Source organism: Anaerococcus murdochii (genome assembly GCF_019957155.1).
Taxonomy (GTDB): domain Bacteria; phylum Bacillota; class Clostridia; order Tissierellales; family Peptoniphilaceae; genus Anaerococcus; species Anaerococcus murdochii.
In genome coordinates, this window is sequence record NZ_JAIPME010000002.1 from 258,858 (window position 1) to 274,299 (window position 15,442).

The window sequence follows — 15,442 nt, forward strand, 5'->3', positions numbered from 1 at the left end:
TTCTTTGTGAATAATTTGCCTTATCTAGCTATAAGGATTTATAGGTGGTATTATAAGTGTAGTTAACAAGGGAGGTGAAAAATGGAAATTTCAAATAAACATAGGTTCAGAAAAGAGGGAATCTTGTCTGTTTCCCTAATCTTGGCAGTAAACGCCATCATCAGCGGGGCTTTGATTTTTATCAAGGATGACCTTGGCATAAGCCTAGCTAGCGCAGAATTTCTTTTGAGCCTTCCATCAATTACAACAATTATCGCAATCCTTTTAAGCGAACCAATTAGCCAAAAAATTGGCATCAAAAAATGTGTAAGCTTGGGGCTTTTTTTAGTTGGTACATCTGCTTTTTTGCCAATTTTTATTAGGACCTACCCAAGTGTATTCATCTCAAGACTCATACTTGGTTTTGGAGTCGGCCTTTATAACGGCCATGCAGCAAGTCTTATAAATATTTTCTACAAAGGCGACGAGGCGGCAAGCCTCCATGGAATTAGAAATTCCTTTGAACACATAGGCCTAATGTTGCTTTTATTTATAGCAGGCCTTATTATAAAAATATCCTGGCACTATGTATTTTTAACCTACACCTTTGCCTTTTTGATTTTGATAATTTTTAACCTTACAGTAGAAGACGTGGTTCACCCAAAGACCCTAGCTGAAGAAAAATTTAAAATCACCCTTCAAACTATCTTCTTTATGGTCTTTGCAGGTGTGATTTTGATGGATACAACAGCTGTCACAGTCAGGTTTTCAACCATAGCCACAGCAAATCTAGGAGCAAATGCCAACATCAACATGCTAACCATGATTTTCCCAATTTTTGGAATGACAACAGGATTTTTCTTTGGCAAAATAAATAGGAGATTAAGGTCAAAAACTATTTTATTAGGCCTCCTCCTCTATATATTTAAAGATCTAACACTCGCCATATTCGGCCAAAACCTTTATATTTACATGATCTGCATAGCACTTACAGCCATCTCCCAAAGTCTGTGCTTCCCATATATCTTTGCGGAAGTAGCGAGAGTTACAAGGTCCTCTTCATCAAGGATTGTAAATAACCTAATTTTTGTTGGATCTAACATAGGAGGCTTTTTGGCATCAAGCTTTTTAAGCATCATAACTCTGATATTTAACCTAAAGAGCCCAACTACAGCCTTCATGGGCTTTTCAGTCCTATATTTAGGATTTTTCGCAGTTTACTTCTACGAATACCTAAGCGTTAGGGCCTACAGGCAAAAATAAAAATCTCGGAAATAATCCGAGCTCAGACTGTAGACAAAGTAGATGAAAAACATAAATTCATCTACTTTTTCTATGGTATAAACGTTTAAATTAAAGCAGCGGTGAAATAAATATACTAGAGATTAAAGAAGTTATGCTACATAAAAATGAAAAAGAAAAATAACTTAGCTATAAGATACATAGTAAATGGCTTGACAATCCAGTTAGCAAACCAAGTTATATATAAACCCTCAGGATTGTCCTTGATATTTTTTATACTATTAAAATCAATCTTGACCATCATAGGGTAGATCATAATCCATAAAAGTATGGTTGTTGGTATGGACACATTATAAAACTCAAGCTCTCCCAAAGCCTGTGGAATAGCAGGTATGAATTGTCCAATTAAAACACCTATAGCCATGCATATCAAGACCCAAAATGTAAGATTTCTTTCAAAAAAGCTTATATCTTGTTTTTCTATCTTCTTACCTCCTCATCTATTTCTTGGATTAAGTCCTTTAATTTTCTTTCAATTTCATCTATTACCTTGATAAATTCATCATCAGTCTTACCACTAGGATCTTCTATCCCCCAGTCATACTTTTTGTACTTAAATGGAAGTATTGGGCAGACAACATTGCAACCCATAGATATGACATAGTCTACTTCAGGTAGGTCATCTATGAGCTTGGAATATTGATCTTTTTCCATATCTATCCCGTGTATCTCTTTCATTAGCCTTACTGCATCTTGGTTTATATGAGGTACAAACTCAGTTCCTGCAGAGTAAAAATCTATCTTTTCTCCAGCAAATTTCTTGCCAAGGGCCTCAGCTATCTGAGACCTGCAGGAATTGTGAACGCATATAAATGCAACTTTTGTTTCTCCTGTCATATATACCTACTTAATTAATTTATCTAGGTTAGATCCCTTAATCTCATCACTTGACCATGGGATTATTGTGAAGTTTCCACCTGTACGCTTATCAACCTTATTTATCCATTCTAGCTCACTATTAGCCTTAGCTTGTAGGGTCTTGTTAGTAGAGCCAGTCTTATAGATAGATGAATTTATAATCCACCACTTGCTATAAATTCCCGCTCTTTTTAGGTCTTCTTCAAGTCTCACGGACTCATAGAAAGGAGTAGGTTCAGCAAGGGTTACAATTATGACTTCAGTTTCATCACTATTTTTTAGTCTAGGTAGAAGTTTTTTTGCTGATTCAGGAACATTACCTTGGTTTTTTTCTATCTCTGTGTTATAGCTTTCTGTAGAATCTAGAAGCAGAAGTGTATGGCCTGTTGGAGCTGTATCTATGACAACAACTTCACTATCTGCCCTATCAACTATATCTGCAAAGGCTCTAAATACAGCAATCTCCTGAGTGCATGGTGATCTTAAATCTTCTTTCACATATTCTAAGTCATCATCAGACATGACTTTCTTAGCATTTTCTAAAACTTCATCTTGGTATTTTTTAAGTTCCTTTTCTTCATCTATATGGCTTATAGTTAATAAGTCATTTTCATCAATCATACCTGTCAAATGGTTGGCTGGGTCAGTTGTAGTTAGATGGACTTTTTGTCCCTTACCTGTAAGTCCCTTGGCTATAGCGGATGCTAGTGTAGTCTTTCCTACACCACCTTTACCCATGGTAAAGATAACTTTTTTCTTATTCTCATATAAGTCATCTATGATATCTTTTAGACTAGGGGTTTCATCTATCTTAAGATCTTCATCACTAGTATAGCCCTTATCCTCAACTAACAAAGATCTTAGGTTTTCGATACTATTTAAGTTATATCCCCTTAGTGGGATAAAGAAGGTTTTAAGATCCTTAATACCTTCTGGCATCGCATCTAGGGCTTCTTTTTGTTTTTTATAGAAAGCTTCTGAAACTTCATCATCATAGGAACTTAAGAGAACATTTATGATAAGAATTTGATTGTTAATGCCTAATTCTAATAGTTCATGAGAGGCTCTATTTGCTTCAAGAAGAGGAGTTTCCTCAGGTCTTGCAACTAATACTAGGCTTGTAAGTTTGCCATCAGCTAAGGTATCTACAGCAAACTTATATGTTTCTTTCTCATCTTCTAGACCTGATAATTGACCTAGGCAGGAAGCCCCGTGGGTAGATTCGCTGATAAAATTGGACCAAGCAGCAGGAAGCTGGAGCATCCTAAGAGTATGGCCCGTTGGTGCAGTATCAAATATTATATAATCATAAGAATCTTTGAGGGCTGAATCAGTTATAAACTTAGAAAATTCATTAAAGGCAGCTATCTCAACAGTACAAGATCCAGATAATTGCTCTTCCATATTTTCTATTACACTATCAGGTAACTGTCCTCTGTAGGGACCAACTACACTTTCCTTATACTCATTGGCAGCTTCTATAGGATCTAGGTTTATAACAGTAAGCCCATCCACACCTTCTATCCTTACGCCTTTATTATCAAGCTCAGTTTCAAATACATCCTGAAGGTTTGAAGCAGGGTCGGTACTAATTAATAGGACATTATTGCCCATATCAGCTAGACTTATAGCGCTTGCACAGGCAGTAGAGGTCTTTCCGACTCCTCCCTTGCCTGTAAAAAATAAGTATTTGGTCAGGTCAATTTCCTTAATATCAAATTTTTTCATTTAAATTTACTTCCTTTTTTATTGCTATTAGCAGCAACCATTGCCACAACAGCAAGATCCTCCATCACTATTTGTATCTTCTTTGGCATCATCAGATAAAAATAATATTTCATAAAACTCTTCATTGCTAGGGTACCTACCTGTCATAACAACTTCATCATTAACCATTACAACTGGTAAGATATCTTCACCCTTTTCCCTTAAGAGATTATTGATAGTTTTGTTTTCTACAAACTCCTTAGTATTGTTAGTTAAGTTATATCTTTCAATACTAGCTCCACTTTTAGTTAGCTTATCAACTAGGGTAGACACTCTCATCAATTCCTCATCAGGGCTTGGTCCACATACACCTGTTGAGCAACACATAGCACCTTCATATATATACATCTTCTTCATAAAATCCTCCCTTAATTTAAGATTATCCTATATGTAAAAATACATATAGATATATTTAAATATTTCTATGTGTTTGTTGAAAAAATATTTGCCAGGATTTTATTCCTTGCAAATACAGTCATCTTGGATATGAAATATAAGTCTGAGGCTATCCTCAATCTCATCTAAACTATCCTTATCTAAAGAGTAATAGGTATTCTTACCCTCTCTCCAGCTAGTCACAAGACCAACTTCTTCAAGCTTTCTCATATCATGAGATAAGGTAGGCTGGCTAATATCGAATTTTTCAAGTATCTCACAAGCACAAAGCTGATCACAAGATAAGATATCAATAATCCTAAGCCTCTTAGGATCAGAAATCACCTTAAGCTTTTTAGATATATTTTCATAATCAACGCTCATAATCCACCTCATATAGAAATATTTCTATATGTTATGGTACCGGTGGATTTGGTGATGTCAAACAGTTTTTTAAGTTGATGGTGATTTTGTATATATAATCAGTAAAATAACTAATCTTAAATTGACTAAAGACAAAGGATTCTCTTAGGTTTAGTCCAATTGATAACAAACTAGCACTATCAAAAAAATATTTCCCAATAAAAAAAAATAGGCACTTTTATATCTTAATTGTTAGACTGTAGACAAAGTATAGACCCATTAGTATTATAAAACTTGTAATCCCACAATACATCTTCAAGATAAAGAGTATGAGGTAAACAATAAGAGAAGTTGGAATAAAACTAGTTTATCGTTGGTTATTTTGACTCGACTTTATCGAGAAAGTCCCTTACATCTCAACCTTAGGAAAACAAAGAATCTTTCTATCTTAAAGAATATAAATATGACAAAAATAGAGGCGATATCCTTCCATTTACCAAATATTTGCATCACTATTTAAAAAATTAATATATTTAGAATGAATATAGAAAAAGCGTCGATAAACCCAATTTATTAATGGGTTTGCCGACGCACTGAAAGTTTATATTTTTTTAATTAGCTAAAATATTATATCCTATTAGGCTAGCTCCTATGCCTGATAGCACAACCATTAATATTCCAATTTTTATTATTAAATTAGAATCCGAATTATCGTCAGCATGCAACATAGCTATAGGAGCAAATGAAGATGGCAATACATATGCTAAAGATCCACACATAGTTGTTGTTATGCATAAGGCTTGTGGACTTAGGCTAGGTGAAACCATAGCTATGCTTGCAGCAACTCCTGTCATTATTGTAATTGTAGATACATTAGATGAAAAGTTTGTTAGGGTACATGTTCCTAGTGCAAACAAAAGTACAACAAGCATTGTTGATGAATTATCTATTATTGGTCTAAGCTTAAGAATTACAAAATCATTTAGGCCTACACCTTCATTAGATACTGCACTCCCCAATAATACTCCTATCGATATAAAGAATATTGTTGCCCATGAAATTTTCTTATTCATCTCTTCTTTTAAATCTATTAGAGGCTTATTATCTATCCTTATAAAGGCCAGCAAAATAACAGCTAAGAAGGCCCAGAAGGTTATAGAGTATTTTTTTAACATCATGAGGATTAGATTATCTTTTGGCAGGAATATTTGTAAAACTCCAGGTAAAACCCAGAAAATCACAGTAATAAAGAATATGCTAGCTATTGCTTTTTCTCTTAATTGCATAGGCTTTATATCTTCCGAAAACTTGTCAACATCTAAATCTTTCGCCTTTTCAACATCTGGTTTTATTATAAACCTGATTATCGCAAATAGTAAAGCTAGTAATATTAGTGTTGTAGGAACTGCATAGACCATATACTCAAATAAACTTATCTCCATCTGTGTAGTTTGTTCAAATATACCAATACCCAAAATTGCCAACGGATGGGAAATAGGTGTTGCAGCTCCACCTAAGATTACAGAAAATATTGAGCCCAGTACTAAGGTGTTAGAAAATTTACTTTTTGCATCATATCCAATTCTATTGATTATTTCATTGGAAAATGCTAAAAAGAAAGCTGTCGCAGGAACTTGGTCCATAAAGCATCCAACCAAATAGCATATTCCAAAATATACAAACATAAAAGACCAAGGACTTTTTCTTGAAATCTTCATAGTAAGAATTTTGCTAGTAAGCCTAGCGGTAAAGCCAGACTCATTCAATGCATTCGTCATTATCATGCTTGCTACAACAAAGGCAAATATCCAATTACCTAAAGACCCTTGTATGACCTCATTTAAACTCATTACACCTGTCATGGATAACAAAAGAAAGCTAAGAAAAACCGGCCAAATTGTATCTACTATTGAAAGTAATAAAACCGTTCCTATGAAAACTCCTATAACTTTCATGCCCATTGATGTAATTGGCTCAACAGGAGGTAATACCCAAAATATAAATATTACTAAAAGACAAATGAAAGTTTTTACTAAATATTTTATATCCCATTTAAAACTTTCTTTTTTATTAATCATAATATCACCTATTTTTTGTAATTACCATTTTCTAGTAATAATGCTATACCTTGTCCCCCACCTATACAAGCACTTACAACTGCATACCTTAAGTTTGGATTTTCTTTAAATTCATATAAGGCTGTTGTTATAATTCTAGCACCTGTCATACCTAAAGGGTGTCCTAGAGCTACTGCTCCACCATGGAGATTGAAATTATTATTGTAGTAATCGCTTCCAAGGTAGATATCCAATTCTTTTAGGCATCCTAAAGTTTGTCCTGAGAAAGCTTCGTTTATTTCTAGCATTCCGATATCTTTCTTTAAGTCTAAATTATTTCTTTTTAGAAGATTATTTATTGCAGGAACTGGTCCCATTCCCATATAGGCTGGATCAACTCCTGCGATTTCGTAGTCTACTAATTTACCCATAACATCTAATCCATGCTCTTTCGCATAAGATAGGGTGGTGATTATTTCAAAAGCAGCTCCATCATTAAGTCCTGATGCATTTCCTGCAGTCACTGTCCCATCTTTTTCAAACACAGGTCTAAGTTTTGCAAGTTTTTCTAAAGTTGTATCTGGTTTTGGATGGCCATCCTTATCTACCAGATGTGTTTCTTTTCTGGATTTAACTTCTACTGGTACAATCTCTTTGGCAAATCTTCCAGATTCCATGGCTTTCTTAGCTTTCATTTGACTTTCATAAGCAAATAGGTCTTGATCTTCTCTTGAAATTTCATACTTTCTTACAACATTTTCGGCTGTGTTACCCATATGATTAATTCCAGAGTTTGCTCCAGACGCTGTTCTATGGCCTTCATCATTTGCATCAATTAGCCTTGAATCTCCCATCCTAAAGCCTTTAAATCTAGCTTCTTCTGGCAGCATATATGGTGCCCTAGATAAAGATTCGGCTCCTCCTACAGCAATGACCTTTTTATTTCCTCTTAATAATTCTAATGCACCGGATACGGCTGATTGCATACCAGAACCACAAATCCTGTTTACTGTCATACCTGTCGCTTCGAATTTAACCCCTGCGTCAATTCCTATTATATTACCCAAATTATTTGTTGTTTGTGAGCCTGTAACGTGACCAACTATAACTTCATCAATATCAGAAATATCTATATTAGCCCTTTTTACCGCCTCTTTTAGAGCGATTACTCCTAGTTCTTGAACTTTAACAGTTTTTAAATCTCCTAAATAAGCTCCAACTGGTGTTCTAGCTGCCCCTACAAATACTACTTCATCTTTTAAAAATTCTAACATTATTGTTCTCCTTAGTCTAAGATCATTTCTTCTAAATTATCACTAATTACTACATCGGCTTCGACTTCACTAATTATTTCTTCTACTGAAAAACTTGGATTATAAGCGGTTAACAAAAGCTTTCCATTATCAACATTAAACACAGCTTTTTCTGTTACAATCATTGTCGCAGCTTTTTGTGCTGTAAGTGGTAATTTACATTCTTTTAAAATTTTTGCCCTACCATTATTAGTGTGATAGGTTGCTATAATAACTTCTTTTGCACCAATACAAAGGTCCATAGCTCCTCCCATACCCACGACTAACTTGCCTGGTATAGTGTAATTGGCTATATTTCCATATTGATCAACTTCCATAGTTCCCAAAACAGTAGCCGCTAAGTGGCCGCCTCTAATAATTCCAAACGAAATAGATGAGTCAAAGAATGAAGCACCTTTTTTGTATTTTGTTGGAAATCCCGATGAACTAATAACTCCAGGAATATAGGCTGGATCATCATATCCAATATCACCTATAGCCCCAATCATTCCGTTTTCAGAATGAATATTTATATTTTGTTCATCAGTTACAAACTTTGATACGAGTGTTGGAAGACCAACTCCTAGGTTTACATAAGAATTATTCTTTAATCTGACAGCGATATTTTTTGCAATGATTTCTTTCATTTCTTGCTTACTTAATTCCATCATCTCCGCCCCCTTTTACAATATAATCAATAAAGATTCCTGGGATTTTGACATCATTAGGCTCAATTTCTCCATTTTCAACTATTTCATCAGCCTGTACAATAGTAATATCAGCAGCAGTTGTCATCATTGCTGAGTGAGAAGTTGCTGAACCAAAAAATATTACATTTCCCATTTTATCTGCTTTTCTAGCCCTAACTATACAAACATCAGCTCTTAGAGGTTTTTCAAGTAGGTAATCTTTACCATCCACATTTATAATTTCCTTACCTTCTGCTATATCAGTACCTATCCCTGTAGGTGTTAAAACCCCACCTAAACCAAAACCACCTGCACGAATTCTCTCAACAAGAGTACCTTGAGGCACAAACTCAACCTCAATTTCTCCTTTATTAAACTGATCCACCGTAAATTTATTCATTCCAATGTGGGAAACGATTGCCTTTTTGATGCAATGATTTGGTGTAAGTATACCAACATGTTCACCTGGTATATTTAAATCTCCAGTATCATTACAAATCAAGGTCAAATCTTTTATTCCCTCTTTTACTATTCCTTGGATAATTTCATTTGGTGCTTCAGACCCAGCAAATCCTCCTATCATAAGGGTTGAACCAGATTTAATCATAGAAACAGCTTCATTCATAGAAATAATTTTGCTACCATCCATATAAGTAACCTCCTTCTCATAAAATAATTATTTTCTTTTTGATATAATAATTGTATAATGTATGATAAAATAAAACCACGATATAAAAGTTATGAAAACAATAACCTAGCTTTATGCAAAAGGAGGTATAGATGGATATTAACCAAATGAAATATATAATATGTATAGCTGAAAATAATTTTAATATCACTAAGGCTGCTGATAAGCTATATATAAGTCAGCCAGCACTTAGCAAAGCAATAAAAACTATCGAGGAAAATTTAAGCATAGATATCTTCAAACGTAATAAAGGTAGGCTGATTGGTTTTAGTGATATAGGCGAAATACTATATCAAAATGCATTAGAAATTATAGACCTTGAAAATAAAATGCAAAAATCAATACTAGAATACAAGAAAAAATCAAAATCTTACATATCTATTGGGATACTTTCAGTATTTATGCCTATTGTCTATAAGCAAATAAACTCTATACTTAATAAGCACTTCCAAGATGAAGATATTATGATAGATATAGTTGAATACAATTATTGGGACCTTATAAAAAAATTTGAAGATGGACAAATTGACATTATTATAACTATAAGTACTTTTGAAGAAAATGAAAATATTATTAATAAAAATCTTGTAAACAGCTATTATGTAGCAATATACGATAAAAATAAGCATGAATTTGATGATGAAATAAAATACTATGACTTAAACAATGAAAACCTCATATATCCGTCTACCTTGAGCAAGTCAAAGTTATTGATAGATAAAATGCTTGAAAAGTCAGACGTAGTCAGCAAAAGAAAAATCCATCTTATGGATCCAGATGCTGTATTAGAGACTTTGTTAGATACAGATTTTATTGCAATTTTGCCAAAATTTTTTTATACTTTACTCTATCAAAAATATGGACTGTCATTAAAAACAAGTGATTTTACAAATCCAATATCTTGGCAGATGGATATAAGTGCAAATAAAGAAAATATTGAATCAAATGAAAAGTTTAGTAACATTTTTATTGAACTCTACAAAAATTTAAAAACCTTGGAATCATCCTGCTAATTAAATTAAACCAGCCATTTTCATATTTTTGATTTGATTAGTTAAAAATAATAATACTAGCTTGACAAAAAATCTCGGATATTATAGCTTTCCGAGATTTTTTTAATTTATCTTATAAAAATATTCAAATCCAATTCATAGGAAAGAATCTTAAGTAATTCCATGCCCCTTACAGAGTTGCCTGTTTTATCAAGCCTTGGTGAATAAACTGCTATACCGCAAAGGCCAGGGACTATGCCCAAAATTGCCCCGCTTACCCCTGATTTTGATGGGATGCCTACGTCCATTAGGTAGCGGCCAGACTTTTCGTACATCCCGCAAGATGACATTTGGCTTACTATGATAGATACTATTGATTCTGGAATTAAATCCCTGGTTTCATAAAGACCAAAACCCTTGTTTGCAAGGACTGCCCCGAAGTGGGAAAGGTCTACGACATTTGTCCCTATGGAACAAGATCTTATATAAAGGTCCAAAATTTCATTTGGGTCTTCGTCAAAAATATCCTTTGATTTTAGATAATAGGCTATGGCCTTGTTTCTGTCTGATGTTTCCATCTCTGACTTATAAATATCTTCCATAAGCCTTGCCTTATCGGTCCCTGAAATCATATTATAAAAATCAAGTATCCTCTTGAATTTATCTTCCGCGTCCCTTCCCCTTATCATAGAAGATGTTGTGATAGCACCCGCATTTATAAAAGGATTTGCTGGTTTATCTGTAATTGGCACAAGGGAGTTAAATTCAAACTTAGTTGGCTCGCTCCCAACCTTAGAATAAACTTCGATTATTGTATTATCATGGAGGGCAACAAGGAGGTCTAAGATTTTAGAAATCGACTGGATAGAAAATTCCTTGTCCACTTCCCCATAGCTATAGGTATCTCCTGTTGTAGATGTGATAGCAAGGGCAAAGGTGTCTGGGTCCACATTCAATAATTCCGGTATATAAGAAGCCACTTCCCCTTTGCCAATAAATTTTTCACTCTTTACAATTGATTGCCTAATTCTCCTATCAATTTCATTTCTATCAAAAAACATAAAGTCACTCTCCTAAATAATTATCACTTACTATTAATGTACTTTATGAGGATAAATGATACAATATTGGGTATAAATTATAAGAAATAAATCATGAAAGGAGCTTTTTATGAAAATTATAGATATATTAGAAAATGAGGCTTGGGTTAGGTCTTATCCATTTATAGATGACTTTGTAAAATCAGACTATTTTAAGATCTTGAAGGATTCTTACCAAAGATTAAATAGGGATATACTTTTTGATTCCCATATTCACGGCCAAGACCACATTGAAAGAGTGATTTTCTTTGCCCATCTTTTGGCCTTCCATTATAAACTTGACCAGAGGGATACTGATGTTCTTAGAAATGCAGCTAGTCTTCACGATACAAAAAGGGTGAACGATGGTTGGGATACAGAACACGGTCACAGGGCCGCCTTAGAATCAATTTCTTATTCCTATGCAGATAAGGCTGACGATGGGGTTATCCAAGCTGTTATTGCTGCCCATTCTACAGATGATAAGATAATGGATGAGACAATTAGGGAATTTATAAAAGATGGTGATGATTTTGAGAGGACAAAGAGACTTGCCAAGCTTTTTAAGGATGCAGATGGGCTCGATAGGGTAAGGATTAACCACCTTGACCCAGCTTATTTGAGAAATGACTTCTCAAAGGACTTGGTTGACTTTGCCTATGATCTATATGACCGCTTTTAGCTATTGACTTTTTATACAAAAAATTATAAAATTGTAGTGTATAAGGAGATTTATATGCTAAAAAGACAAAAAGCATATCTCGCTTCTATATTTTTAGGCTTGGGCCTCTTATTTCCAAAGACCGCCCTTGCGGATTCTGTAATGATTAATAAGGAAGTCGCCGATTCTTCAAACTTCTACACAGAAGAAAATGGCGAGCTTAGTCCAAGTGCTAGTATCGACACTACAGACCTTTACAATATGGTTAGCGAGGATGATTTTTATTATAAAATAGAATATCAGGGCAAAATTGGTTATGTAGAAAAAAATCATTTCTACAAGCTAAACCACACCAGCCTTGTCAGGGATGCGAATATAAAAAAAGATCCTTCTGATGATGCTGATGACCTCACTTCCTACCAGCTTAAAAAAGGAACTAAGGTTACCATCCTTGAATTTATAAATGTAGATGATTTTGTAAAAGTTTCCTATGAGCAAAGTCGCTTTGACAATAAATTTATAAACCTAGCTGATAGGGTGACTAAGGCCAAAAAGGGATTTGTTGAAACCCTAACCCTTGACCCAGTTCCTGTTGAAACTATAGGAAAAGATGGATTTGGTCCAAGTACTGTTACCGTTGACGATGAAGTAGCAAACTCAGAAGAAAAAATTGGTTACATACATTTTAAGGACCTAGCCCTTTCTTACAGGGACCAAGAAACCATTGACAAGTTTTATAACTATTACAATGCCCTAAATGCTTCAAGAACCTACAGGCAAACTCCAGTCTTTGACCAAGGTCCAGTCTACAACCTAATTCCTGGCCAGACCTACGAAGCAACTAGTGATTTACCAGAAATAACTGTCCACATGACAGGATCTCAAACAGGTATTGACCTATATTCTTATGCAGTTCAATTTTTGGGCAATCCTTATGTTTTCGGTGGCGAAGACCTTTATAACGGCATTGACTGCTCAGGCTTTACCATGAGAGTTTACCAAACAATAGGAATTGGCCTTCCACACTTTGCTCAAAGCCAGCAAAGATATGGTATAGAAGTGCCATTTGGCCAAGAAAAGGCCGGAGACTTGGTATTCTTTGGAACAAGTCTTTATAACATAACCCACGTTGGTATAGCTGATGGCTACGGCAACATGGTCCACGCCTCATCTCCAAGGACAGGTATAATCATAAGCCCAATCAGAAACCCAATCTCAATAAAAAGAATAGTAAATTAAAAAAATTGCTGAACGAGGGAATTTCCCGCGTCAGCAATTTTTTATTTCTTATTGATTGTTTGAATTGTCAGCTTCTTTGTTAAAGACGCTAATTATTGAATTAAAAACATCTTTTAGGAAGTTTATGAACTTATCTAAGAGGCCTGAGTCTTTGGCATCTTTAGCGATTTTTTCAAAATTTTCCTTATTATCTTTTGCAAATTTATTTATAGAATCCTTGTTATCTTCATAAAATTTACCAGCCTTGCCACCAATATCTTTGGCAAGCTTGAAAAGATTGTCTTTTACTTCCTTGCTATCTATTGCAGAAGTATTTTGATAAGAAGAAAAATAATTTACCAAGACATTGATATTATTTTCTGAAAGGACCTTGTCCATGTCTACATTTTTAAGGGCATTTATTACATAGGTTCCTATTTGTTCTTCTGAAGCAGTCTCACCATTTTTTTCCTTATAATCAGCTAAGTTTTGCTTAACTTCAATCACAGCTGCATCTAGTTTTTTGCTATCAAATTGAGGATTGTCTTCATTTTCCTTTGAGACTTCTATCACTGTCTTTAACTCATCTTGGGCAGTTTTTGTCCTTTCTGGATCAAGATTTTCTCCATGGAGCTCCTCTGATTTATAAACCCCAACAAGGGCTGATTCACCAGTAACAGGTTTTGGGCTTGCAACGCAAATTTCCGCATCGGTAATACCTGCAGTGATGGCTGCATTTGTGTATTGGGCTTCGGTGATTTGGTTGATATTACCAGGAGTCTTGATCATAACCCTGATACCAGAACCTTTTTCAAGCCTTTTTACAACTATAGATGAAATCATATTGTAATCATCAGTTCCATAGCCAAGATATTTTTTTAGATCAGCACCGTTTACAGTGCCAACATTTAATTCTCTAGCATCAATTCCAACAGCATTATCGACAATATTTCTTTGTTGGTCATTTAAGGCCACACCGTAAATTACATCGTCCTTATTTTTATCAAAACCTGCCGCAAGGGCAAGATTTGATAAAACAAGCGAAAAGCCTATAACAAGGCCAAATATTCTCTTTTTCATTTATTTTAGTCCTTCTATTTTTTCTACAATTGGATTTAACAATTCATTGTTAATCTCAGTTGCCATCCCTTGATCGATTTTAGATGCAATACTTGGGTCGATTGGGAGTTTGACAAGTGTATCAACATTGTATTTTTTCGCTACTTCTTCTATATTTGACTTGCCAAAAATTTCGTGTTTGCTGCCACAATCTGGACATTCATAATAAGACATATTTTCAACTATGCCTAAGATGTTTTTGCCCATCATCTTGGCCATCTTTAATGATTTTTCTACAACCATTTCAACAAGTCCCTGAGGAGTTGCCACAGCTACTACCCCATCGATTGGAAGGGATTGGAAGACTGTAAGAGGCACGTCTGCTGTTCCTGGAGGCATATCTACAACCATGTAGTCGATTTTTCCCCAATCAACATCTGTATAAAATTGCTTGATAACCCCTGTCACAATTGATGCCCTCCAAACAACTGGATCTGTTTTTTTAGGCAAAATCATGTTGGTTGAGATAAGCTTAATTCCATTATCAGCCACAGCTGGACTCATAATTCCCTCAGCTGTCCCCCTAACTGCTTCGTCAATACCAAAGGCTTCGGCAATTGATGGGCCTGTGATGTCTGCATCAAGAAGTCCCACTTCGTAGCCCTTGTTCTTAAGGCTTACTGCAAGTTGGCTTGCCACAGAAGACTTGCCTACTCCTCCCTTACCACTCATAACAGCGATAATTTTGCCGATTTGAGTTCCTGGTTGGGTATTTATTTTAAATTTATCAAAATTCATTTTTTTATTTTCCATTTCATCTCCTAGTTAATTTTATTTTAAAAAGAAAAAAGCATAGTAACTATGCTCTCTTAATTATATGATATTTAGCTTAAATTTCCATTAAAATTTTTGTAAGCTTTGGAGTTTTCTTCTTTGGCAAAGTCATAAAATTTCATTATTTTTAATAATTTACCAAAATAACTTGACAAGAATTTAATTGAGGTGTAAACTTATCCTAACGACGAAGATAAGAAGAGTAACTAAAGATACTGATTCAAGAGAG

At 34.6% G+C, this 15,442-nt stretch carries 16 protein-coding genes and 1 other annotated feature (1 of these 17 running past the window's edge); of the genes, 4 read left to right on the forward strand and 12 right to left on the reverse strand.

The features are described 5' to 3' along the window. Positions 1-81: 81 nt before the first annotated feature. Positions 82-1,242 carry an MFS transporter gene (locus K8P03_RS01680; protein WP_223417847.1) on the forward strand — a complete coding sequence of 387 codons (1,161 nt, stop codon included), beginning with the start codon at positions 82-84 and terminating at the stop codon, positions 1,240-1,242. A gap of 136 nt (positions 1,243-1,378) precedes the next feature. On the opposite strand, the gene K8P03_RS01685 is transcribed toward K8P03_RS01680, so the two are convergent. The 9 genes from K8P03_RS01685 to K8P03_RS01725 form a co-directional block, all read right to left on the reverse strand. Further along, positions 1,379-1,645: an arsenic resistance protein gene (locus K8P03_RS01685; protein ID WP_223417848.1), complete on the reverse strand. Its 267-nt coding sequence runs from the start codon at positions 1,643-1,645 to the stop codon at positions 1,379-1,381. 56 nt (positions 1,646-1,701) lie between these two features. After that, positions 1,702-2,118, reverse strand: a complete 417-nt coding sequence (locus tag K8P03_RS01690) for an arsenate reductase ArsC (protein ID WP_223417849.1) — start codon at positions 2,116-2,118, stop codon at positions 1,702-1,704. Positions 2,119-2,124: 6 nt separating this feature from the next. Then, positions 2,125-3,867 carry an arsenical pump-driving ATPase gene (gene arsA, locus K8P03_RS01695; protein WP_223417850.1) on the reverse strand — a complete coding sequence of 581 codons (1,743 nt, stop codon included), beginning with the start codon at positions 3,865-3,867 and terminating at the stop codon, positions 2,125-2,127. A gap of 27 nt (positions 3,868-3,894) precedes the next feature. Then, positions 3,895-4,263 (reverse strand): arsenite efflux transporter metallochaperone ArsD, encoded by a 369-nt coding sequence (gene arsD / locus K8P03_RS01700; RefSeq protein ID WP_223417852.1) that lies wholly within the window; start codon positions 4,261-4,263, stop codon positions 3,895-3,897. Positions 4,264-4,362: 99 nt separating this feature from the next. After that, positions 4,363-4,665, reverse strand: coding sequence for an ArsR/SmtB family transcription factor (locus tag K8P03_RS01705; protein WP_223417854.1), 303 nt, complete (start codon positions 4,663-4,665; stop codon positions 4,363-4,365). A gap of 590 nt (positions 4,666-5,255) precedes the next feature. After that, positions 5,256-6,722, reverse strand: coding sequence for an SLC13 family permease (locus tag K8P03_RS01710; RefSeq protein WP_223417855.1), 1,467 nt, complete (start codon positions 6,720-6,722; stop codon positions 5,256-5,258). An 8-nt stretch (positions 6,723-6,730) separates the two neighbouring features. Next, positions 6,731-7,975: a thiolase family protein gene (locus tag K8P03_RS01715; RefSeq protein ID WP_223417856.1), complete on the reverse strand. Its 1,245-nt coding sequence runs from the start codon at positions 7,973-7,975 to the stop codon at positions 6,731-6,733. 11 nt (positions 7,976-7,986) lie between these two features. Next, positions 7,987-8,664, reverse strand: a complete 678-nt coding sequence (locus tag K8P03_RS01720; protein WP_223417857.1) for a CoA-transferase — start codon at positions 8,662-8,664, stop codon at positions 7,987-7,989. Then, positions 8,648-9,331: a CoA transferase subunit A gene (locus K8P03_RS01725; protein WP_209773034.1), complete on the reverse strand. Its 684-nt coding sequence runs from the start codon at positions 9,329-9,331 to the stop codon at positions 8,648-8,650. The genes K8P03_RS01720 and K8P03_RS01725 overlap by 17 nt, the downstream gene beginning before the upstream one ends. 131 nt (positions 9,332-9,462) lie before the next feature. Between K8P03_RS01725 and K8P03_RS01730 the strand changes: the two genes are divergently transcribed. Further along, complete coding sequence (locus K8P03_RS01730; RefSeq protein WP_223417858.1) at positions 9,463-10,383, forward strand: LysR family transcriptional regulator; 921 nt, start codon at positions 9,463-9,465, stop codon at positions 10,381-10,383. 107 nt (positions 10,384-10,490) lie between these two features. Here K8P03_RS01730 and glsA read toward each other — a convergent pair whose 3' ends face one another. Further along, the gene (gene glsA / locus K8P03_RS01735) at positions 10,491-11,423 is read right to left on the reverse strand and encodes a glutaminase A (RefSeq protein ID WP_223417859.1); all 933 of its coding nucleotides are present in this window, start codon (positions 11,421-11,423) and stop codon (positions 10,491-10,493) included. A gap of 109 nt (positions 11,424-11,532) precedes the next feature. On the opposite strand from glsA, the gene K8P03_RS01740 reads away from it, so the two are divergent. Both K8P03_RS01740 and K8P03_RS01745 read left to right on the forward strand, forming a co-directional pair. Then, complete coding sequence (locus tag K8P03_RS01740; RefSeq protein WP_223417861.1) at positions 11,533-12,123, forward strand: HD domain-containing protein; 591 nt, start codon at positions 11,533-11,535, stop codon at positions 12,121-12,123. Between the two features lie 54 nt (positions 12,124-12,177). Next, on the forward strand, positions 12,178-13,341 hold the full coding sequence (locus K8P03_RS01745) for a C40 family peptidase (RefSeq protein ID WP_223417863.1): 1,164 nt from the start codon (positions 12,178-12,180) through the stop codon (positions 13,339-13,341). Positions 13,342-13,389: 48 nt separating this feature from the next. On the opposite strand, the gene K8P03_RS01750 is transcribed toward K8P03_RS01745, so the two are convergent. After that, complete coding sequence (locus K8P03_RS01750; protein WP_223417864.1) at positions 13,390-14,400, reverse strand: DUF1002 domain-containing protein; 1,011 nt, start codon at positions 14,398-14,400, stop codon at positions 13,390-13,392. Then, positions 14,401-15,192 (reverse strand): Mrp/NBP35 family ATP-binding protein, encoded by a 792-nt coding sequence (locus K8P03_RS01755; protein WP_317847234.1) that lies wholly within the window; start codon positions 15,190-15,192, stop codon positions 14,401-14,403. Positions 15,193-15,394: 202 nt separating this feature from the next. Next, positions 15,395-15,442, forward strand: a binding site (T-box leader) (it continues 179 nt past the right edge of the window).